The following is a 20217-nucleotide window of genomic DNA, read 5'->3' as shown; positions in this document are numbered from 1 at the left end:
AAACACGCGAAAAGTCACCGTAGGGAAACACTTCCCGGGTAGCGTGCCAGCTCATGCGAGAGCCGAGGGGGATCTCCTTGCCATGGGCGCGGGCGCCTCTCGCCGCGCTGTCGAGCAAGCTCACCATGGTCATCGCCGGGGTGACCGCGCTCCTCTCGTGCTTCCTCGCGACCTCGGCCGTGCTGATCGCCTCCGCCGCGGGCGGCGCCGCCACGGACTACCAGGCCGCGACCGCCTGCCCGGACTGGTACGGCCCGGTGTTCTCCCGCGCCGGTCTCGCCACGGACAAGGCACCCACGGTGATCGACACGGTCCGGCGGCAGGCCGCGGCACACGGATTCCCGCAGCCGGTCGCGGCGATGTACACCGGCGTGGCGTACGCCGACATCGGCCCGGCCGCGCGGCGCAAGTTCACCATCGGCTACCGCGACGGCGGGATCGACCACCTCCAGCAGGTACAGCGCGGCACCGGCCCAGGCCTGTGGGTGGGCGACGACCTGACCCGGTTCAGCCCGGTGAAGCCCGGCGACGCGGTGGCGGGCGGGCGGCTGCCGCCGGTCGCCGGCGTCTACCACGCGCTGTCCGTGCCGCCGCCCCGCTGGTGGTGCTCCCAGCAGCACGACGCGACCGTCTACACCTTCGCCAACGACCCGCTCAGCACGATCGCGTTCGCCAGCGACCAGAAGACCTTCACCGACCTCGCCACCGCGATCCGGCTGCCGTCGCTGACGAACTTCACCATGTCCTTCTACCTCGACCCGCCGCGCACCCCACAGCAGGCGCGCGCCGACCTCGACCGGTCACGCGAGCTGATCACGGCCGTGGAAGCGGACCTTGCGCGGCAGGGACTCGGCGGCAGCGTCGCGGCGCAGACCCCGTTCGAACGCTCGGCCCAGCTCGCGGAGCAGGCACAGTCCAATGTGCTCGTCTCGATCCTGCCGCTGGCCGCGATCAGCGTGCTGGTCGGCTGTGGCGGGGTCGCCGTCGTCGCGCTCCAGTGGTACCAGCGGCGCCGTCCCCAGCTCCGCCTGCTCGCCGCGCGCGGCGCCGGACCCCCGGCACTGGGCGGTCTCGCGGTCGCCGAACTGGGCCTGCCGGTGCTCGCCGGCGGTGTGCTCGGCATCGTGGCCGCCCGGTTGTCCCAGCGGCTGTACGCGCCACCCGGCGAGGTGGGGCTCGGCTCGCAGCTCGCCGCGGCCGGGATCGCCGCCGGAGTGCTGCTGCTGTCGCTGGCACTGCTCGCGATCGTGGCCGCGGCGCGGGCGCATCGCGAGTTCCAGGTGGGCCGGCTGCCGCGGCGGCGCGGGCGGCTGCTCGCGCTGTTCCCGTGGGAGCTGGTGACCGCGGGCATCGCCGTCCTCGGCTGGACGCAGCTGGCCGGATACGGCGCGTCGTCCCGCTCGGGCGCCCCGCTGCCGCAGGTCAACCCGCTCGCCCTGACCTACCCGGTGTTCGTGGTGCTGACCGTCGGTCTCGTCGGCGCGCGCGTGGTCTGGCTGCTGCTGCGCGCGTCGCACCGGGTGCGGCTGTGGTCGAAACCGCCGCTGCAACTGGCGATCCGGCGGCTCGCCGTGGCCCGCTCCCCGGTCACCGGGGTACTCGTGATCGGCGTGCTGGCGATCGGCACGATCGCCGCGGGCAACGGTATCGCCGGCGGTCAGCGCACCGCGCTCGACACCAAGACCGGCATCCTCGTCGGCGGGGCGAGCCGGGTCGACGTCGAGACCGCGGTGGGACTGGGCCGCACCCCGCTCCCCGCCCCGATCGCCGCGGACAGCACCGTCGCCGGACGCACCAGCGGCACCGGCAGCATCGTGCTCGTGGTGGATCCGGCGACCTTCGCCCGCGACGCGTACCTCGGATCGCTCCGGGAACAGGTCACGGACCTGCTGCCACAGCTGGGAAATCCGGTCACCGGCGGGCTGCCGGCGATCCGGGTCGGGCACCGGCCCGACCAGCCGGCGAACCTGCCCGGCGGCCTGCCGCCGGCGGTCACCGTCGCCGACCTGCCCTGGTTTCCCTTACTGGGCAACGCTCCCGGCTACGTCGTGTCGCGCACCGCGCTCAGCCCGGCACAGCTCGCGGCCATTCCACAGTGGACACTGCTGTCGCGGGCACCGCTGGACCAGGTGGTCGCGGCGATGTCGGCGGCCGGGCTGGTCCAGATCGACCGCGCCGGCAAGGACGGCGCGCTCGACGCCCTGCCGTTCTACGTCGTGGAGTGGACGTTCTCGTTCGTGAGCCTGCTCGGCGGGGTACTCGCGGTGGTCGCGGTGCTGGCGCTGCTCGTGGCCGTCGAGGTCCGGCGGCGGCAGAACGCGCTCGCCGGGGCGCTCGTGCTGCGGATGGGCCTGGGGGTGCGCGCCCTGTTCGGCAGCCACCTCATCGAACTCGGCGCCCTCGCGGGACTCGCGGCGCTCGCCGGGGCCGGCTGCGGGATCACCGTCGCGAGCCTGGCCGTGCCACGGTTCGACCCCGCGCGCTGGCTCGCGCCGAGCTCGGCACTGCCGGACCAGACGACGTTCGTGCTCGCCGTCGTCGTCACCGGGATCCTGGTGGTGCTGCTGGCGGGCTGGATCGCGGTGCGCTCGGTGCGCACCGCCCGGACCGCGGAGCTGCTGCGTGGCTGAGCCCGTCTACCGGCTGAGCCGGATCGGCGTGGACTACCGGACCCCCGCCGGTACGGTCACCGGTCTGCACGACGTGAGCATCGACGTACCGCGCTCGGGTATCACCGTGTTCGCCGGGCCGTCCGGCTCGGGCAAGTCGACGCTGCTGCGGGTGCTCGGCCTGTTCGACCGGCCCGCCCGCGGCACGCTGCGGTTCGAGGGCACCGATACCGGCGCGCTCACGCATTCGGCGCGCCGGAAGCTGCGCCGTGACCAGCTGGGGCTGGTGTTCCAGAACCCGCCGGAGAACCTGCTGGACTACCTGACCGTCGCGGACAACTTGCGCGCGGCGGCCCAGTCGGCACGCCGTCGCTGCGAACCGGAGGACATCCTGGACCGGATGGGACTCGGCGGCACCGGGTCGTGGCACATTTCGGCGCTGTCCGGCGGGCAGCAGCAGCGGCTGGCGTTCGGGTGCGCGCTCGCGCGGGGTTCGTCGGTGATCCTCGCCGACGAACCGACGTCCCAGCTGGACGAGGCCTCCGCCGACCTCGTCCTGGACACCCTGCGTTCCTTGGCCGGGCAGGACTTCGCCGTGCTCGTCGCGTCCCACGACGAGCGGCTCATCGACCTGGGCACCCGGATCGCGCGCCTGCGTGACGGACGACTGGAGGAATTCGCATGAGCGGGCCCGCCGTGCACGCCGCCGACCTGCGGCGCCGGTTCAGCCATCCCAGCGGCGACGTCGAGGTCCTGCGCGGTCTCGAACTGTCCGTCGAAGCCGGCGAGCTGGTCACCGTGTCCGGCCGGTCCGGCTCCGGCAAGAACGCGTTGCTGGCGCTGCTCGGCGGTTTCGACTCCCCTGACTCGGGCCGGGTGCTGCTGGCCGGGGAACCGATCGACGGCGCCCCGCCGTGGCACACGTGCGCGGTGCTGCCGCAGGCGCTCGGGCTCGCGCACGAGCTGACCGTGGCCGAGAACGTGGCACTGCCGTTGCGACTGCGGCCGGGTGGAAACCTCGCCGGCGTGGTCGAGGAGCGCGTGGGTGAGCTGCTCGAAGATCTCGGCGTCGGGCAGCTCGCCGACCGTTACCCGTCGGAGGTGTCTTTCGGGCAGCAGCAACGGGTCGCGCTCGCCCGCGCGGTCAGCGGGCGGCCGAAGGTCCTGCTCACCGACGAGCCCACCGCGCATCTCGACGCCGGCAGCACGCCCGCGGTGCTGCGGCTGCTGCGACGGTGTGCCGATGAAGGCGCGGCGGTCGTCATCGCCACCCACGACAACGCCGTGCACGCCATCGCCGACCGCCGGGTGCGGCTGGCCGACGGGGTGCTGTCGGCGGCGTGATCACCGCTTCACGGCGGCTCCGTAAACTTGGCGGCAATGCGTCGGTATCGGTGGTGGATCGGTGGGGGTGTCATCCTCTTCGTCGCGGTGCTCGCCGCGGTGTTCGTGTTCTCCGGCCCCGGGAACCGGCCCGGGCCGCTCCGGCCGCCGGGACCGCCCGGGGTCGGGCCGCTGACGATCGTGACGCTCGGCGACAGCACGCTCTCCGGTGAGGGCGCGGGCGCGTACACCCCGGATACCAACGGCAGCAACGGCGACTGGTGCCACCGCTCGCCCGAGGCCGCCGTGTTCGAGACCCACGTGCCGGGCATCACCGCGAAGGTCAACCTCGCCTGCTCCGGGGCCAAGTCGGCGCAGGTCGGGCTGGGCGACGCCAAGCAGTGGACCGAGCTCTCGCAGGCGGAGCAGCTGGCGAACCTGGTGAAGGACCACCGGGTCGCGGCCGTGGTGATCGCGGTCGGCGCCAACGACGACCCGCAGTTCTCGGCGCTGGTGACGCAGTGTTTCCAGTCGTGGTTCCTGTCGGGGAACGCGCCGTGCAGCACCTCGATCAGCGCCGGTTGGCAGGACCGGATCAACGCGATGGTGCCGAAGGTCGCCTCCGCCGTCGCCGACGTCAAGACGGTGCTCGCGCGGGCCGGCTACGAGCCCGGGGATTATCAGCTGGTGCTGCAGTCCTACGCGTCACCGATCGGTCCGGACGTCCCGCCGGATCTGCAGAACCTCAACGGCTGTCCATTTCGGACAGAGGACCTGCGGTGGGTGAGCGACCAGGGTGTGACAGCGCTTTCCCAGGGCATCGCGCGCGCCGCCGCGCAGACCGGCGCCCGGTTCCTGGACCTTGCCCGCGCCGGCCGCGGGCACGAGGCGTGCAGCGGCGGGCCGGATCCGAGCCGGGAGTGGTTCAGCCGGCTCACGCTGCAGCTCAACGACCTCACCGACGCCGACCGGGCGACCCACGCACTGCAGGAATCCTTCCACCCCAACGCGAACGGGCACGCCGAGATCGGCCGCTGCCTCACCGAGTTCCTCGCGACCGCGCTGCCGTCCGCCGCCTGCCTGGCCGGCCCCGACGGCAACCTGCACGCCGCCGCCACCGTCAGCGGCTAGCCCCACCGGCGAGTCCGACACTCACGACAGCGAGTCCGACACCGGGGACGGCGAGTCCGACGCTCGGGCACGCGTGTTTGCCAGTCCGGTCAGTGAGTTTGCGCCCCGCGCGGCCAACTCACCGACGCAGCGGGCAAACACGGCGGTCAGAGGTCGAGGGCGGCGCGGAGGGCGGCGTCGATCTCGTCCTGGATGGTTTGGTCGATCTCGGCGACGCGTTCGGTGAGCCAGCCGCGGTAGAGGCGGGTCAGGTACAACGTCGAGATCCAGAACCGGGAGTCCAGCGGCACACCGAGGATGTCCTGCGGGTCCTGTTCGAGCAGTTCGGTGCCCAGCAGCCATGGCCGTTCGGACTCGTTCACCCCGTCCGAGGACAGCAGCAGGACGGTCCGGGCCCGCATGGGCTGCGTCGGCGGGTGGTACGTCCAGATCTCACCCCTCCGCACGCAGCTCCTTCTGTGCCGCGGCGACCTCGGCCTCGTCGGCCAGCGCCAGGCTCTCCACCGCACCGGCCGGACGCGCCCGGTACCCGGTGCGGACCGCCTCACGCCGCGCCGCCTTGGACAGCCACGACGACAACGACAGCCCGTGCGCCTTCGCGGCCCGCTCCGCGTACTCGATCGCCGAGACATCGAGCGAGAGTGTCACCTTACGTGTTGCCATACCTTTTATCGTACTCCCGGCACGACTAAGACGACAGCGTCGGCGTGCGGCCCTCGAACGGTGTCGAGAGCACGACCGTCGTGCGGGTGGAGACCTTCGCCGACTCGCGGATCCGCCGCAGCAGGTCCTCCAGGGCACGCGGCGAGGCGACCCGGACCAGCAGGATGTACGACTCGTCGCCGGCCACCGAATAGCAGGACTCGATCTCGGTGATGTGCTCCAGCCGCTGCGGGTAGTCGTCCGGCGCGGCGGGATCGTTCGGGGTCAGCGAAATCAGCGCGGTCAGCGGCAGCCCGATCAGCTCCCCGTCGAGCTGCGCGGTGTACCCGCGGATCACGCCACGCTGCTCCAGCCGCCGGACCCGTTGGTGCACGGCGGAAACCGACAGCCCGACCCGCTCGGCCAGGTCGGTGAAGCTGCATCGCCCGTCCGCCGCGAGCTCTTGAGCGATCGACTGGTCCAGCGGCTCCAGCGGCCCCGTGCCGGCGGTCATGCGTCGAGCACGACGAGCTCGTGCGGCCGGTTGTTGAGCGCCTCGACCCCGTCCTCGGTGACCACGACGATGTCCTCGATCCGCGCGCCCCACCGTCCCGGCTGGTAGATGCCCGGCTCGACGCTGAACGCCATCCCCGGCTCCAGCGTCAGCGTGTTGCCGCCGACGATGTAGGGCTCCTCGTGCACGTCCAGCCCGATGCCGTGACCCGTGCGGTGGATGAAGAACTCGCCGAAACCCGCGCCGGCGATCACCTCGCGGGCGGCCGCGTCGATCGCCTCCGCCGCGACGCCCGGGCGCACCGCCTCGACCGCCGCGTGCTGCGCGTCCCGCAGCACCGCGTACGTTCCGGTCACGTCCGCGTCCCGCGGTTCGCCGACGGCGTAGGTGCGGGTGGAGTCGGAGTTGTAGCCCTCCGGGATCGGGCCGCCGATGTCGACCACGACCACGTCGCCGGGCTCGATGACCCGGTCGGACACGTCGTGGTGCGGGCTGGCGCCGTTGGGGCCGGAGCCGACGATGACGAACTCGGCCACCGCGTGCCCCTCCGCCACGATCGCCGCCGCGATGTCCGCGCCGACCTCGGCTTCCGTCCGGCCGGGCCGGAGCCACTCGGCCACCCGGGCGTGCACCCGGTCGATGGCGGCACCGGCGCGGCGCAGGGCGTCGACCTCCGCGGTGTCCTTGCGCATCCGCAGTTCCCGCACGATGGGCCCGGCCAGGGTCTGCTCGGCGTCGCCGAACGCGTCCCGGAACGCGAGCACGTGCAGCGCCATCGTGGTGTCGCTGACCGCGACCCGCCCGGCGCGGCCGAGCCTGCCGGCGACCATGCGGTAGGGATCCTCGCCGTCGACCCAGGTGATGAGCTCCACGCCCAGCTCCACCGTCGGCACGTGCGCGTAGCCGGGGGCTTCGAGCTTCGGCACGACCAGGGCGGGCACCCCGTCGGCCGGCAGCACCAGGGTGGTCAGCCGCTCGAACGAGCCGCCCGCCTCGCCGAGCAGGTAGCGCAGATCCGAACCCGGGGCGATGAGCAGCGCGTCGGTCCCGGCGCCGGCGGCCGCCTTTCGCGCCCGGTCCAGCCGGGTGCGCAGGATCGTGGGGTCCAGGGGCGGGGTCGGTAGCGGTCGGCGTGACATGCCCGAAGACTAGCTGTCTCACCGCCCGTCGCCGGCGGGACACCTCGGCGTTTCCGGGGCGAAAAGTGAGCGGTTACCCTCTGAGCGCCACCGCCACGACGTCAGGAGCCCATGAAGTCCCGGATCGTCACCGCCGTCGCGTGCGCCGCCCTGCTCGCCGGGTGCGCGAGCACGCCGCAACCGGCGAGTACGCCACCGGCACCGTCGAGCACCGCCCGCTCCAGTGCCGCCAGTACCGAGCCACCGCCCAGTACCGCGACGCCGGCCGCCGACGCGTGCGCCTCCGTGATCGCGCGGCTGAACACCCGTCAGCGACTGGCGCAGCTGCTGTTCGTCGGGGTGAACCCGAGCGATCCCGCGGCCGCCCAGACACTCGTGCGCACCGAACAGGTCGGCGGCATCTTCATCGGCGGCAACCCGACGAACCTGTTGCGCGACAACGCGTTGGCGCCGGTCCAGCAGGCCGCCCGCTGGGGTGTCGCGGTCGCCGTCGACGAGGAGGGCGGCCGCGTGCAGCGGATCGACCAGCTCGACGGGGAGATGCCGAGCGCGCGCGTGATGGCCCGGACGATGACCGTCGACCAGGTGCGGGTGCTCGGGCAGAAACGCGGCCAGCAACTGCGGGCCCGCGGCGTCACGATGGATTTCGCGCCCAGCGTCGACGTCAGCTCGCAGCCCGACAACGGCCCGATCGGCGACCGCTCGTTCTCCAGTGACCCGGCGAAGGCACGCGACTACGGCCTCGCCTTCGCCACCGGACTGCGCGACGCCGGGGTCACCCCGGTGTTCAAGCACTTCCCCGGCCACGGCCACGCCGAGGGCGACTCACACGCGGGCGCGGTCACCACACCACCGCTGAGTTCCTTGCGTACCAACGATCTCGTGCCCTATCTAGCAGTCGGGGGCTTCGCCGGCGGTGCGGTCATGGTCGGGCACCTCACCGTGCCCGGCCTCACCGACGGGCAGCCCGCGTCGCTCTCCCCCGCGGCGTACCGGCTGTTGCGGGCCGACTACCGGTTCACCGGCCCGGTGCTGACCGACGACCTCGGCGCGATGAAGGCGATCACCGGCACCTACCGGCTGCCCGACGCCGTGCTGCACGCGCTGCTCGCCGGAGCCGACCAAGCGCTGTGGTCGTCCGGAGGAAGCGTCGACGCGGTGCTCGACCGGCTGGAGGCCGCACTGGCCTCCGGTGAGCTGCCCGCGGCACGCGTCGACGAGGCGCTGCACCGGATCCTGACCGCCAAGCACGCGTGCTGACTCAGCCCTCCGCGAAGACGATGTCCTCCGGCGGGACGGTCAGCTGGATCGTCTGGCGGCGCACCTTCACCAGCGTCGCGAACTCGGTCGTCTGCCCGGTGGACACGACGACGAGCCGGTCGTCGCGGGTGTCGAGGTAGTTGGCGAAGCCGGCCAGCGAGACGCCCCCGGTCTCGTCCAGGCCCAGGTAGTCGACCAGGCGGCGGAACAGCTTCGGCAGGATGACGAGGTCCTCGCGCAGCTGCTTGCGTGAGGAGAGCTTGAATCCGTCCACTGTGGAGTCCTGGGCCCACAGTCCCTTGCCGGCCTCGCGCGCCGCGACCGCCGCCTTCGACATCGCGTTCCGCAGGTCGATGTAGAGCAGCGAGTAGAACGTCGGGTACACCAGGCCCGCTTCGAGCAGCGAGTAGTTGGCCGAGGCGCGCATGCCGCGCACGTCCAGGTGCACGTCACCGCCGTCCGCGGTCCGCCCGGACCGCTGCCCGGGGAACGCGAACGCCACCGCGCGCCCGTACTTGTCGGCGAAGCGGGTCATGATGTGCCCGGGCACCTGCTCCGGTGTCGCCGCCGTCACGGTGCCGTCCCCGTCCCGCTCGACGGTGCGGAAACCCAAGTGGGACAACAGGCTCGCGGCCGCGTCCGGGCCTACGGGCTGGCGCCACTGGCCGCCCTTGTTCTGCGCCTGGTAGTGGGTCTCCAGCGCGTCGATGCCGTCGAGCCGCAGCTGCACCCCGCCGCGCGAGTTGAGCCGGACGCGCAGGTGCGCCTTGCTGAACGCCTCCGGGTCGTCGGGATAGAAGCGGACCGAGTCGCCGTCGGGGGACGCCCCGACGATCCGGTAGGAACCTTTGATGAGCGTCAACGGCATGGCCAACCCCCTCGGTGAGCGAACAACGCACCCCGGTAGTCGCCGCCGTCCGCCCGCCGTTACGCCATGCCGCGATGTGTCGCGGTTCACTAGGCGAATCGGAGGTGAACAGATGGTTTCGGTTTGATTATACTGATCTATTCTGTCGCCGATCCGGGAGAACGCTGCTGTGCCGACCGACTTGACGTTGCGCTGGCGGGGACGCCCGACCCGCGGCGAACCCGCCGAGCTGGAGCGCGCACTGGCCGCGATCACCGAGCACTACAAGCTCACCTTCGGCCCGCGCCGGGTGCGCACCGCGTCCTATCTGGACACAGTGGACTGGCGGCTGCGCCGCCGCGGCCTGGTCCTGACCCACGAAGGCGCGTCCGGGTCCGGTTCGCTCGTGCTGGCGCCGCACTCGGTGAAGCTCACCGAACCACCGGCCTGGCCCGCGCGGGTCGAGGCGCTGCCCGAAGGCGCGGTGCGGGACGCCGTCGCGGACGCGATGTGGGTCCGTGCGATCGCCCCGAAAGTCCGCAGCCGCACCATGTTCCGCGAGATCGTGCTGAGCGACGCCGAGGGCGAGGAGGCCGGCCGGATCGAATGGGCCGAGGCGACCGCTGTCCATCCCGTCCGGACCGGGCCCCTGGCGCGCGTGACGGTCCGTCCCGCGGCCGGGCGCCGCCGCGACGGCAAGGAGGTCGTCCGCATCCTGCTGGGGACCGGCGAGTTCGAGCGCGCCGGCAGCACCGAGTACGACGATCTGCTGCGGGCCTGCGAGCTGCCGGAGGAGAAGCCCGGGTTCGAGATCACGCCGGGCATGCCGGCCGACACGGCGGTGGCGACCGCGCTGCTGGGGTTCGCCGATGCGATCACCGCGAACGTCGACGGCACCGTGGACGACATCGACCCCGAGTACCTGCACGAGCTACGGGTGGCGGTGCGGCGCACCAGGTCCCTGCTGAAGATCGCGGGCGACGTGCTGCCCGACGAGCTCGCCACGCGGTACAAGCCCAGGTTCAAGGAGCTGGGCGACCTCACGACGCCGAGCCGCGACCTCGACGTGTACCTGCTCGAGTTCGACGCCCTCGCGCGCACCCTGACCGTCGGCGAACCCGAAGACCTCGCCCCGTTCGAGGCACACCTGCGGCGGCACCAGGACACGGCACACAAGACGCTCGCCCGAGGCCTGCGCGCGCAGCGGTTCGTCAAGCTGATGGACGGCTGGCGCGCGACGCTGACCACGGTGGCCGAGTCCGGCCGGGCGAAGACCACGGTCGGCGAGCTGGCCACGGATCGGTTGCGGCGCCTGGCCAAACACGTGAAGAGCCGGGCGAAGGCCCTCACCCCCGAGTCGCCCGCCGAGCAGGTGCACGATCTGCGCAAGCGCTGCAAGGAATTGCGCTACGCGCTGGAGGTGTTCCGGCCGGTGTGCGATCCGGCGGTGTACCGGAGTGTGCTGAAGGATCTCAAGCGGCTGCAGGATGTCCTCGGCGCCTTCCAGGACGGTGAGGTGCAGAGCCAAACGTTGCGGGTGTACGCGCAGGAGATGCTCGACGCGGGCCCGCCTCCCGCGGCGACCCTGCTGGCGATGGGTGAACTGCTCGCCGGGTTCATCCGCCACGAGGCCGAGGCGCGCCACGACCTGACGGCCGCCGTGAAGACGTTCGTCGCGCGGGCCGGCCGGTTCAGCTCGCTGGTTCGTTGACCGATGTGGCGAGCGGCCCGTGGTTCCAGGTGACGGCGTCGGTGAACGCTTCGAGGAGGTTGCCGTCCGTGCCGTCGGCGAGGGCGTACTCGCGGTGGATGTTGAGCACGAGCCGCTCCCTGTCGGGCCAGTCCGCGAACTCGCCGAGGTCGCGGTCCTGCGCGGCTTCGAGCGGGGTCAGCCCACGGGAGCGACCGTCCGCGACGGTCTCCCGCACGAACCGGTAGTACCGCTCCAGCCGCTCGAGTACGCCCGGCAGTTCGGCCCCGGTCAGCAGCGGGCCGTGCCCGGGCACGATGTGCTCGGCGCCGAACGAGGCCAGCCACTCCAGCGACCGCAGCCCGCCGTCGATCGAGCCCATGCCCATCATCGGGGTGAGGCCGTTGAAGATCAGGTCGCCGCTGAACAGCACCCGCTCCGCGGGCAGCCACACCACGACGTCGCCGGTGGTGTGCGCCGGGTAGCCGGGGTGGCGCAACTCGACCCGCCGCTCGCCGCTGTAGAGCGTCAGCTCCGACCGCAGCACGGTGTCGGGCACGCGGCGGGTCACCGCACCCCAATCCGGCACCGGTGACCAGAACGGCGGGCAGCCGAGGATGATCGGGTCGGCCGCGAGCCCGGCGCGCATCGCCTCGTGCCCGATCAGCACCGTCGAGTCCGGCAACAGGCTGTTGCCGTAGGTGTGATCGCCGTGCTGATGCGTGTTGACCGCCCAGCGCGGCGTGTCGTCCCCGGTGGCGTCCGCGACCGCGCCGAGGAACCGGCGGGTGCGCTCGGCCGTGGCGCACGTGTCGACGAGGACCGTACCGCCGGGGCCCGCGATCGCGCCCGCGTTGTTCACCCACCACGTGCCGTCCGGCTGCACCCAGGCATACACACCGTCGACGATTTCGCGCAGCTGCCCCATGGCGCTAGAGAATAGTCACGCGGGTGCGGGAGAGCATCGGGTACGTCAGGGCGAAGACGCCCACCGACAAGGCGACCGCGACCCCGAGCGCCAGCCGCACGCCCTGAACCGGTGGTCCCGCCTGGAAGAACAGCGCGCCGAGGACCGCGACTCCCGCAGTGGCACCGAGTTGCTGCACCGCGTTGAGCAGGCCCGAGGCCGAACCCGTCTCGTGCGGCTCGATCCGCGACAGCGCGTTGTCGAAGAACGGCACCGTGAACACGCCGAGCCCGAGCCCGGCGACGAACAGCGGCGCGGCCAGGTACCAAGCCGGCCCCGCGCCCGGCGCGGTGATCATCGCCGCCGTCCCGGCAAGCCCGAGCACCAGGAGCACCACCCCGGCGCGGATCACGCGTGAGCCGAAGCGCGGCAACAGAACCGCCCCGGTGAGCAGCGCACCGGCGCCGAGACCCGCCGACCACGGCAGCATCGACAGACCCGCGTGGAACGCGCTCGCGCCCGCGGACTGCAGGAACACGACGAGCACGAACATCAGCCCGTTCATCACCGCGAAGAACAACACCGAGCCCGCGAGCGACGCCGGGAACACCCGGTCGGTGAACAGGCCGCGCTCGACGAGCGGGTCCGCGGTGGTCCGGACCTGGCGGCGGGCGAACAGTACGAACAGGACGGCGCCGGCCGCCAGGCACAGCCACGTCCACGCCGGCCATCCCGCGTCGTTTCCCTGCACCAGCGGGAAGATCAGGGCACCCGTGGCGACGGCGGCGAGCACGGTCCCGCCGACGTCCAGGCGCGGGCGGCGCGGCGAGCGGTCATCGAGGATGAGCGGGGCCGCGAGCAGGACTGCCAGCCCGAGCGGAACGTTGACCAGGAACACCGACCGCCAGCCGAACGCGCCGGTGAGCGCGCCGCCGGACAGCGGCCCGCACACCGCGGCCAGCGCCATCACCGGGCCGATCGTGCCCAGGGCCTTGGCGCGTTCGGCGCCGGCGAACATCGCGCGGATGAGACCGAAGGTCTGCGGGATGATCAGCGCCGCCCCCGCCCCCTGCACCGCCCGCGCCGCGAGCAGCACCCCGGCGTCCGGCGCGGCGGCGCACAGGCCCGAGCACAGCACGAACAGCGCCATCCCGGCGACGAACACGCGGCGGCGGCCGAGGATGTCGCCGAGGCGACCACCGGTGATCAGCAACAGCGCGAACGGCAGCGTGTAGCCGGCGGTCAGCCATTGCAGCTGCGCGTCGGTCGCGCCCAGCCGGGCCCGGATCACCGGGGCGGCGACCTGCACGATCGTCGCGTCGAGGAGGTTCATGGCCTCGGCGACCAGCAGCGCGGCCAGTGCGGCCCAGCGCCACCGGTAGAGGGTTTCGGTCATGACCGCGAAGCTACGTTTCGGTGCCAACGGAGACCATGAATCGGGTACTTCTGACTGGAATCCTCCATAGTTTCGGCGTTAGTATTCGATTCATGCCATTGGATGAGCTCGACCGGGGACTGGTGCACGCGCTGCACGTGGACGGCCGGGCGCCGTTCACGCTGGTCGCCGAAGTACTCGGCACGTCGCAGCAGACCGTCGCCCGCCGCTACCGCAGGCTGCGCGAGGAGCACGGCCTGCGCGTGATCGGGCGGACCGCGCCGCGGCGGGTGGGGCAGGTCGAGTGGTTCGTGCGCCTGCGCGCGACACCGGACGCCGCGCTCAAGGTCGCGCATGCGCTCGCCGCCAGGACGGACACCTCGTGGGTACAACTGACCTCGGGCGGGACGGAGATCGTGTGCGTGACCCGCGCCCGCGCCACGGACGCGCCGGATGCGTTGCTGCTACAGGAGTTGCCGCGAACGCCGCGGGTCGTGGCGGTCTCGGCGCACTGCCTGCTGCGCACGTTCGTCGGCGGCCCGGTCGGCTGGCAGGGGCGCGCCACCACGCTGAGCGAGGACCAGATCGACCGCCTGACCCCGCGGCAGGACCCCAGCACCGGACCGGTCGACCTCACCGGTGACGAGCGGCTGCTCGCCGAGCTGGCTCAGGACGGCCGGGCGTCGTTCGCGGACCTCGCGGCCGCGGCCGGGCAGTCCGAGGCGACGGTACGCAAGCGGGTGCACCAGTTACGCCGGGACGGCGTGCTCTACTTCGACGTCGATCTCACCCCGGCAGCGCTCGGTTTCCACGCGCAGGCGCTGCTGTGGCTCTCGGTGCGCCAGCCGCAGCTGGTGCCGGTCGCGGAAGCCCTTGCGGGGCAAGAAGAAGTGGCGCTCGTCGCGGCCACCACCGGCCCGGCGAACCTGCTCGCCAGCGTCGTCTGCCGCGACGTCGACGCGCTCTACACCTACCTGTCCGGCACGATCGCCACGATCGACGGGATCGGGCACGTCGAGACCGCGCCGGTCATCCGTACCGTGAAGCGCGCCGCGACGACTACGGTGAGCGCGGCGAAGGGAGTCCGATGAACGCGACGGAAGCCACCCGGAAGTCGTTGCACGGAGTCGCCGAACTGCTGCTCGCCGGGCCCCAGTACCGGGCATGCGGCAAGATCCGGCTGCGGGCCACACCCGGCGGGTTCGGCACCACGGTCGCACCCGCGCTGCGCGTCGCCGGCGATCACCTGACGGCCAGGGATCAGCGGATTCCGCTCAACGGAGCCACTTTCGCCGAGGTCGCGGCGGCAGCCGGGGTCGAGGCCGGCGCGCCGGCCGGGGTGTACGAGGACGGGTCGGGCGCCGAGCCCGGCGACCGGATCATGCTCGACCCCCCGGCGCTGCGGACGGTGCTCTCCGCCTTCGCGGCCGCGGACGAGGCGTTGCGCCGGTTCGCGCCGGGCCAGGAACCGGTGCTGTGGCCCGAGCACTTCGACCTCGCCATCACCGTCGACGAGATCAACTACGGTGTCTCCCCCGGCGACGGCTACCTCGCCGAGCCCTACGCCTACATCGGGCCGCACCAGCCGCGGCAGGGCCCGTTCTGGACCGCGCCCTTCGGCGCGGCCCGTGCCGTGCACGAGCTCGACGACCTGGTCACCTTCTTCACCGAAGGCAGGCAGGCGGCCGGCTGAGCGCCGTTCGCTATCGTGCCCCCGGTGATTCCGACTCGGAACCAGGGACGAGAGGTGTGGCACGGGTGAGCGCACCGGAAGGCGTGCGTGCCACCGCGCTGCTCACGGCCTATGCCCGCGCGCAGGAATCCGCGCGGCCCGACCGGCTTTTCGACGACCCGTGGGCGCGACCGTTCGTCACCGAGGCCACCGCGTTCGCTGGCGACGGCCTGCCCCGCATCGGGATGGCGCGTGACGACGACCGCATTTCGCCGCTGTGGCAGCTGTATTCCGCGTGTTGCGCCGCGCGCACGCCGTTCTTCGACGAGCACGTGCTGAGCGCGGTCCGCGACGGCGCGCGGCAGGTGGTGCTCGTCGGCGCCAGCATGGACACCCGCGCGTACCGGCTGGGCCTGCCCGCCGACACCGTCGTGTTCGAGCTGGACAACCGCTCGGTGCTCGACTTCAAGGACTCCGTGCTCGCCCGGCACCGGGCCGAGCCCACCTGCCGGCGCGTGCCGGTGGCGGCCGAACCACGCGCCGACTGGGCCGGGGACCTGCTCGCGGCGGGGTTCACCCCGGACGCGCCGGTGATCTGGGTGGCCGAGGGCCTGCTGATGTACTTCGCCACCGAGGACAGCGACCGGCTGCTGGCCAGGATCAGCGAGCAGTCACGCGACCGGGCGTGGCTGGTCGCCGACTACCCGCCGCACGTCATCGACGAGCCCACCTTGACCTCCCTCGCGACCGACGAGGCCGAACGCATCTCGGCGATGATGATGGCCAACCTGATGCGGCCCGGGCCGGGCGCCGAGCCCGCGGCGTGGGTCGCGCGCCACGGCTGGACGGCCGAGGTCACCGACGTCGACGCGGAACTGGTCCGGCACGGCCGCCCCCGGCCGGACTTCTGCGGGGCGGCCGGACCGGACCGGGGGATGTGGCTGTTCAGCGCGACCCGGGGATGACGCGGTAGTGCGTGGTCAGCCGCCGCTCGTCGTCCAGCACGTGGAAGGCGATGGCCGGCGGCTGGTCGTAGTCGAGCAGGTCGCCGTGCTCCCACGGCAGTTTGAGAGTGGACACGACGCCGGGCGCGACCCGCAGCGGCCGCCCGGCGAACGTGCTCGCCGCCGCCGTGTGCGCGTGTCCACAAAGGACGGCGGCGACCTGGGGGTAGCGCCGGATGAGCATCGCGAGGCGGTCCTCGCCGTGTAGCCGGATCTCGTCGAGGTACGGGCTGTACAGCCGGACCGGCGGATGGTGGAAGCACACGAAGACCGGGGTGTCCGCGTCCGTGGCGGCCAGGACGTCGTCGAGCCAGGCGAGGGTTTCGTCGTCGAGGAACCCGTCGTCGCGGCCGGGGATCGACGAGTCGCACATCGCGAACACCGCCCCGTCCAGGCGGTGCACCCGGTTGATCGGGCCGCCGCCGGCCTGCTCGCCGAGCAGCACGGAGCGGTAAGGCTCGCGCTTGTCGTGGTTGCCGGGGCAGGTGAACAGCGGGTGCGGCGAGATCAGCGCCTTGCGCACCTCTTCGTACTCGGTGTGCGTGCCGTGGTCGGCGAGGTCGCCGGTGGCCAGGACAGCGGTGACCGGCCCCGGGAGCGTGTTGACGTAGTCGAGCACCCTCCTGGTCCGCTCGGCCCGCTGCTCCCTGCCGTCGAGATGGGTGTCACTGAGGTGGGCCAGCACGATCATGGTCGCCTCCGGGGAAGTCCGTGGTCAGCCAGGAAGAGCCTGGGGACAGCCTAGGACATCCGACTGGTACGAACACGTTCGTGTCGAACTTGTTCGTAACGAACATGTTCGCTACAGTGGTGACATGACAGCCTCCCGAAGCCGCCGCGAGCGGCCCGCCAAACCGGCCCTAACCAGCGACGGCATCGTCGCCTGCGCGGTCGGGATCATGCGGGCCGAAGGTTTGAAGAAGGTGACCATGCGCCGCCTGGCGCAGGAACTCGACACCGGGCCCGCCTCGCTGTACGTCTACTTCGCCAACACCGACGAGCTGCACGCGGCCGTGCTCGACGAGCTGCTCGGGACGGTCGACCTGAGCCCGGCGCGGGCCACGGGTGACTGGCGCGAACGCCTCATCGAAGTCCTCGCGTCCTACACCGCTGTCCTGTTCGACCACCCCGGTCTGGCCCGCTCCGCGCTGGTCGCGCGCCCCAGCGGCACGCACTACTTCGAACTCGTGGAGGCCGTGCTCGCGCTGCTCGACGAGGGCGGTGTCCCGCCCGCGCAGGCGGCCTGGGGCGTGGACATCCTGCTGCAACTCGGCACGTCGACCGCCGCGGAGCACGCGCGTGACAACGACGAAGCGCCCGAAGAGGACTGGAGCGCCTTCGGCCAGGTCCTTCGCGACGTGTCATCGACCCATCCCCACATCGCCGCGGTCGGCACCGACCTGCTGTCCGGCGCCCCGGCGGAACGCCTGAGCTGGGGCTTCCGCGTCCTGATCAACGGAATCGCCTACACCCCAAGGAGTTGACCATGAACCACCACCCCATCGCGATCATCGGCGGCGGGCTCGGCGGCCTCACGCTGGCGCGCGTCCTGCACGTGCACGGCATCGAGGCCGCCGTCTTCGAGCTGTCGGATTCGCCCACCGCCCGCGCCCAGGGCGGCCTGCTCGACATTCACGAAGAGACCGGCCAGGCCGCGCTGCGGGCCGCTGGCCTGTACGACGAGTTCCGGGCGCGGGTCTACGCCGGCGGCGAAGCGCTGCGCATCCTCGACGAGCACGGCGTCGTCCAGCTCAGCGAGGAGGACGACGGCACCGGCGGCCGCCCGGAGATCGAACGCGGCCGGCTGCGGGACCTGCTGCTCGGATCGCTGCCCGGTGGCATGGTCCGCTGGGGCGCCAAGGTGACCGGCGCGCGCCCGGTGGACGGGCACCACGAGGTCACCCTCGCCGACGGCACCTCGTTCACGACGGATCTCTTGATCGGCGCGGACGGGGCCTGGTCCCGGATCCGGCCGCTGGTGTCCACCTCGGTACCCGCATATGCCGGAGTGTCCTTTGTGGAGCTCGATCTCGTTGACGCCGACACGCGGCACCCGGGCGCCGCCGAGGTCGCCGGCAACGGCATGTTCTTCGTCCTCGGCGACAACAAGGGATTCCTCGGGCATCGCGAGCCCGACGGCAGCGTCCACGCCGCGGCCGCGGTTCGTGTCGGCGAGGACTGGCTCGCCGGCATCGACTTCACCGACGCCGCCGCGGCGAAGGCCGCCGTGCTCCGGCAATTCGACGGCTGGGCCGGGCATCTGCGGGCGCTCATCAGCGACGCCGACGGCACACTGACCCCGCGCCCGATCCACGCGCTGCCGGTCGGGCACCGCTGGGACCGCGTCCCGGGCGTCACGCTGCTCGGTGATGCCGCGCACCTGATGTCGCCGTTCGCCGGGGAGGGCGCGAACATCGCCCTGACCGACGGCGCCGAGCTCGGCCTCGCGCTCGCCCAGCATCCCGGGGACACCGAGGCCGCGCTGGCCGCCTACGAAGAGCCGATGTTCGCCCGCGCGGCGGAAGCAGCCGCCGGCTCCGTGCAAGGACTCGACCTGATCTTCACCGCCGACGCCCCGCGCACCGTCGTCGAGATGTTCACCGCCGCCTGACCAGTATCTACGGCTCGAGGATGAGGCGGATCGGGTCGCCTTCCTTGCGGGTCAGGCGATCCACGGCTTCCGCGGCCTCGGCCAGCGGCAGGTGACCGCTGATCGACCGGCTCCACTCGATGCGGTGGTGCCGCGCCAGCTCGATGAGCAGCTCGACATCACCAGGCCCCGACCCGTAGTGCCCGAGGATCTGCTGGTGCAGAAAGCTCAGCGGGATGCTGTGCTTGATCGTCAGCGGCTGCGGCGTCAGGCCGACGAGCACGAGCTTGCCACCGGCGGTGAGACACCTGACGGCCTGCTCGCGCACCGCGGCCACCCCGGCCATGTCGAACGCGGTGCGCAGCCCGCCGCCGGTCGTGGCGAACACCTTCGCGACCAGGTCCTCCTCGGCCGAGTCGAACGCGGCGTCGGCACCGAACTCCAGCGCCCGTTCCCGGGCCACCGCAAGAGGATCGACCGCGATGATCGGCGCGGCGCCGATCAGCCGCAGCAGCTGCACGGCGTGCGCGCCGAGCCCGCCCACACCCCAGACTCCCGCGGGACGGCCGGGTTTCGCCTGCGCCGTCCCGCTGATCGCACCCCACGGCGTGGACACCGCGTCCGGCACGATCGCCGCCTGGTCGAACGGCAGGTCATCGGGCAGCGGGACGAGCGTGTGCTGGCTGGCGAGCGCGTACTCCGCCCAGCCGCCGTCGTAGTCGACGCCGCGGGTGCGCACCTGCAAGCACGAGTCGCGGAAGCGCACGCAGTTCTCGCAGCGCCCGCACCGTTCCCCCGCCTGCAGCGCGACCCGCTGCCCCTCCTGCCAGCTGTCCGGCACGCCACAGCCGATCGCGTCGATGACACCGGCGACCTCGTGCCCCAGCGTCACTTCCGGCCCGTCGAGGAAAAGTGGGGAGAGGCTGCCGTCGATCAGGTGCACATCGGACAGGCACACCCCCGCGGCCTTGACCTTGATCCGCACCTCACCCTGGCCGGGCTCGGGAACGGGCACCTCGCGGACGACGAACTTGCGCGGGTTGATCTCCAGCCGTCCGGCCAGCATCGTCGCCATTCCCAAAGCCCCTCGGGTCGTGCCTGCGCTGTGTCCCCTGTCTACACCGCAAGCACGACCGGCAGCGTCAGGACTGCTGCTGCTTGGCCACTTCGGCCCGAACCTGGTCCATATCGACCTCGCGGGCCTTCCCGATCAGCTCTTCGAGCGCCGGCTCGGGCAGCGCGCCCGGCTGCGCGTAGAGCACCACGCCGTCACGGACGATCATCAGGGTCGGGATGGACGAGATGCCGAACGCGGACGCCAGCTCCTGCTGGGCTTCGGTGTCGACCTTGCCGAACACGACGTCCTCGTGCTTGTCGGACGACTTCTCGTACACCGGGGCGAACATCCGGCACGGCCCGCACCAGGACGCCCAGAAGTCGACGAGCACCATCCCGTCCTGCCCGACCGTCTCGTCGAAGTTCTCCTTGGTCAGCTCGACCGTTGCCACTGCATT

Annotated in this window: 21 protein-coding genes; 11 read left to right on the top strand and 10 right to left on the bottom strand. The window is 72.2% G+C overall.

Features of this window, described 5'->3' with window-relative positions; genetic code table 11:
* Positions 1-53 precede the first annotated feature (53 nt).
* From LOZ83_RS20375 to LOZ83_RS20360, 4 genes are read left to right on the top strand one after another with little or no spacing between them, the layout of a single operon-like run.
* Positions 54-2630 carry an ABC transporter permease gene (locus LOZ83_RS20375; protein ID WP_236792443.1) on the top strand — a complete coding sequence of 859 codons (2577 nt, stop codon included), beginning with the start codon at positions 54-56 and terminating at the stop codon, positions 2628-2630.
* A complete protein-coding gene (locus LOZ83_RS20370; RefSeq protein WP_236792442.1) occupies positions 2623-3294 on the top strand; it encodes an ABC transporter ATP-binding protein in 672 nt (223 codons plus the stop codon). The genes LOZ83_RS20375 and LOZ83_RS20370 overlap by 8 nt, the downstream gene beginning before the upstream one ends.
* Entirely contained in the window at positions 3291-3953 is a 663-nt protein-coding gene (locus LOZ83_RS20365) for an ABC transporter ATP-binding protein (protein WP_236792441.1), read from the top strand. Before LOZ83_RS20370 ends, LOZ83_RS20365 begins: the two co-directional genes overlap by 4 nt.
* Positions 3954-3989: 36 nt before the next feature.
* Positions 3990-5063 (top strand): GDSL-type esterase/lipase family protein, encoded by a 1074-nt coding sequence (locus LOZ83_RS20360; protein ID WP_236792440.1) that lies wholly within the window; start codon positions 3990-3992, stop codon positions 5061-5063.
* Positions 5064-5209: 146 nt separating this feature from the next.
* On the opposite strand, the gene LOZ83_RS20355 is transcribed toward LOZ83_RS20360, so the two are convergent.
* Genes LOZ83_RS20355 through LOZ83_RS20340 form a run of 4 tightly spaced genes read right to left on the bottom strand, consistent with a single transcriptional unit; the run spans position 5210 to position 7358 of the window.
* Positions 5210-5509, bottom strand: a complete 300-nt coding sequence (locus LOZ83_RS20355) for a hypothetical protein (protein WP_236792439.1) — start codon at positions 5507-5509, stop codon at positions 5210-5212.
* The gene (locus LOZ83_RS20350; RefSeq protein ID WP_236792438.1) at positions 5496-5726 is read right to left on the bottom strand and encodes a hypothetical protein; all 231 of its coding nucleotides are present in this window, start codon (positions 5724-5726) and stop codon (positions 5496-5498) included. The genes LOZ83_RS20355 and LOZ83_RS20350 overlap by 14 nt, the downstream gene beginning before the upstream one ends.
* A 25-nt stretch (positions 5727-5751) precedes the next feature.
* A complete protein-coding gene (locus LOZ83_RS20345; RefSeq protein WP_236792437.1) occupies positions 5752-6219 on the bottom strand; it encodes an Lrp/AsnC family transcriptional regulator in 468 nt (155 codons plus the stop codon).
* Positions 6216-7358: a Xaa-Pro peptidase family protein gene (locus LOZ83_RS20340; RefSeq protein WP_236792436.1), complete on the bottom strand. Its 1143-nt coding sequence runs from the start codon at positions 7356-7358 to the stop codon at positions 6216-6218. The genes LOZ83_RS20345 and LOZ83_RS20340 overlap by 4 nt, the downstream gene beginning before the upstream one ends.
* A gap of 111 nt (positions 7359-7469) precedes the next feature.
* On the opposite strand from LOZ83_RS20340, the gene LOZ83_RS20335 reads away from it, so the two are divergent.
* On the top strand, positions 7470-8618 hold the full coding sequence (locus LOZ83_RS20335) for a glycoside hydrolase family 3 N-terminal domain-containing protein (protein WP_236792435.1): 1149 nt from the start codon (positions 7470-7472) through the stop codon (positions 8616-8618).
* A gap of 1 nt (position 8619) precedes the next feature.
* Here the strand turns inward: LOZ83_RS20335 and LOZ83_RS20330 are convergent, their stop codons facing one another.
* Positions 8620-9486 carry a thermonuclease family protein gene (locus LOZ83_RS20330; RefSeq protein ID WP_236792434.1) on the bottom strand — a complete coding sequence of 289 codons (867 nt, stop codon included), beginning with the start codon at positions 9484-9486 and terminating at the stop codon, positions 8620-8622.
* Between the two features lie 169 nt (positions 9487-9655).
* On the opposite strand from LOZ83_RS20330, the gene LOZ83_RS40465 reads away from it, so the two are divergent.
* Positions 9656-11176 (top strand): CHAD domain-containing protein, encoded by a 1521-nt coding sequence (locus LOZ83_RS40465; protein WP_236792433.1) that lies wholly within the window; start codon positions 9656-9658, stop codon positions 11174-11176.
* Here LOZ83_RS40465 and LOZ83_RS20320 read toward each other — a convergent pair.
* The gene (locus LOZ83_RS20320; RefSeq protein WP_236792432.1) at positions 11157-12083 is read right to left on the bottom strand and encodes an MBL fold metallo-hydrolase; all 927 of its coding nucleotides are present in this window, start codon (positions 12081-12083) and stop codon (positions 11157-11159) included. The genes LOZ83_RS40465 and LOZ83_RS20320 overlap by 20 nt on opposite strands.
* A gap of 4 nt (positions 12084-12087) precedes the next feature.
* Positions 12088-13458, bottom strand: coding sequence for an MFS transporter (locus tag LOZ83_RS20315; protein ID WP_236792431.1), 1371 nt, complete (start codon positions 13456-13458; stop codon positions 12088-12090).
* 92 nt (positions 13459-13550) lie between these two features.
* Between LOZ83_RS20315 and LOZ83_RS20310 the strand changes: the two genes are divergently transcribed.
* The 3 genes from LOZ83_RS20310 (at position 13551) to LOZ83_RS20300 (ending at position 16074) form a co-directional block, all read left to right on the top strand.
* Positions 13551-14528 (top strand): Lrp/AsnC family transcriptional regulator, encoded by a 978-nt coding sequence (locus LOZ83_RS20310; RefSeq protein WP_236792430.1) that lies wholly within the window; start codon positions 13551-13553, stop codon positions 14526-14528.
* On the top strand, positions 14525-15130 hold the full coding sequence (locus LOZ83_RS20305) for a hypothetical protein (RefSeq protein ID WP_236792429.1): 606 nt from the start codon (positions 14525-14527) through the stop codon (positions 15128-15130). Before LOZ83_RS20310 ends, LOZ83_RS20305 begins: the two co-directional genes overlap by 4 nt.
* Before the next feature lie 65 nt (positions 15131-15195).
* Positions 15196-16074, top strand: a complete 879-nt coding sequence (locus tag LOZ83_RS20300) for an SAM-dependent methyltransferase (RefSeq protein WP_236792428.1) — start codon at positions 15196-15198, stop codon at positions 16072-16074.
* On the opposite strand, the gene LOZ83_RS20295 is transcribed toward LOZ83_RS20300, so the two are convergent.
* Entirely contained in the window at positions 16055-16804 is a 750-nt protein-coding gene (locus LOZ83_RS20295) for a metallophosphoesterase (protein ID WP_236792427.1), read from the bottom strand. The genes LOZ83_RS20300 and LOZ83_RS20295 overlap by 20 nt on opposite strands.
* Positions 16805-16928: 124 nt before the next feature.
* On the opposite strand from LOZ83_RS20295, the gene LOZ83_RS20290 reads away from it, so the two are divergent.
* Complete coding sequence (locus LOZ83_RS20290) at positions 16929-17597, top strand: TetR/AcrR family transcriptional regulator (protein WP_236792426.1); 669 nt, start codon at positions 16929-16931, stop codon at positions 17595-17597.
* 2 nt (positions 17598-17599) lie between these two features.
* Positions 17600-18724 (top strand): NAD(P)/FAD-dependent oxidoreductase, encoded by a 1125-nt coding sequence (locus tag LOZ83_RS20285; protein WP_236792425.1) that lies wholly within the window; start codon positions 17600-17602, stop codon positions 18722-18724.
* Positions 18725-18731: 7 nt separating this feature from the next.
* On the opposite strand, the gene LOZ83_RS20280 is transcribed toward LOZ83_RS20285, so the two are convergent.
* A complete protein-coding gene (locus LOZ83_RS20280) occupies positions 18732-19778 on the bottom strand; it encodes a zinc-binding dehydrogenase (protein WP_236792424.1) in 1047 nt (348 codons plus the stop codon).
* Positions 19779-19845: 67 nt separating this feature from the next.
* A complete protein-coding gene (gene trxA, locus LOZ83_RS20275) occupies positions 19846-20211 on the bottom strand; it encodes a thioredoxin (RefSeq protein WP_236792423.1) in 366 nt (121 codons plus the stop codon).
* Positions 20212-20217 lie beyond the last annotated feature (6 nt).

The organism is Amycolatopsis sp. GM8, assembly GCF_021653975.1.
Lineage (GTDB): Bacteria > Actinomycetota > Actinomycetes > Mycobacteriales > Pseudonocardiaceae > Amycolatopsis_E.
This window is presented reverse-complemented; position numbering and strand designations above follow the sequence as displayed.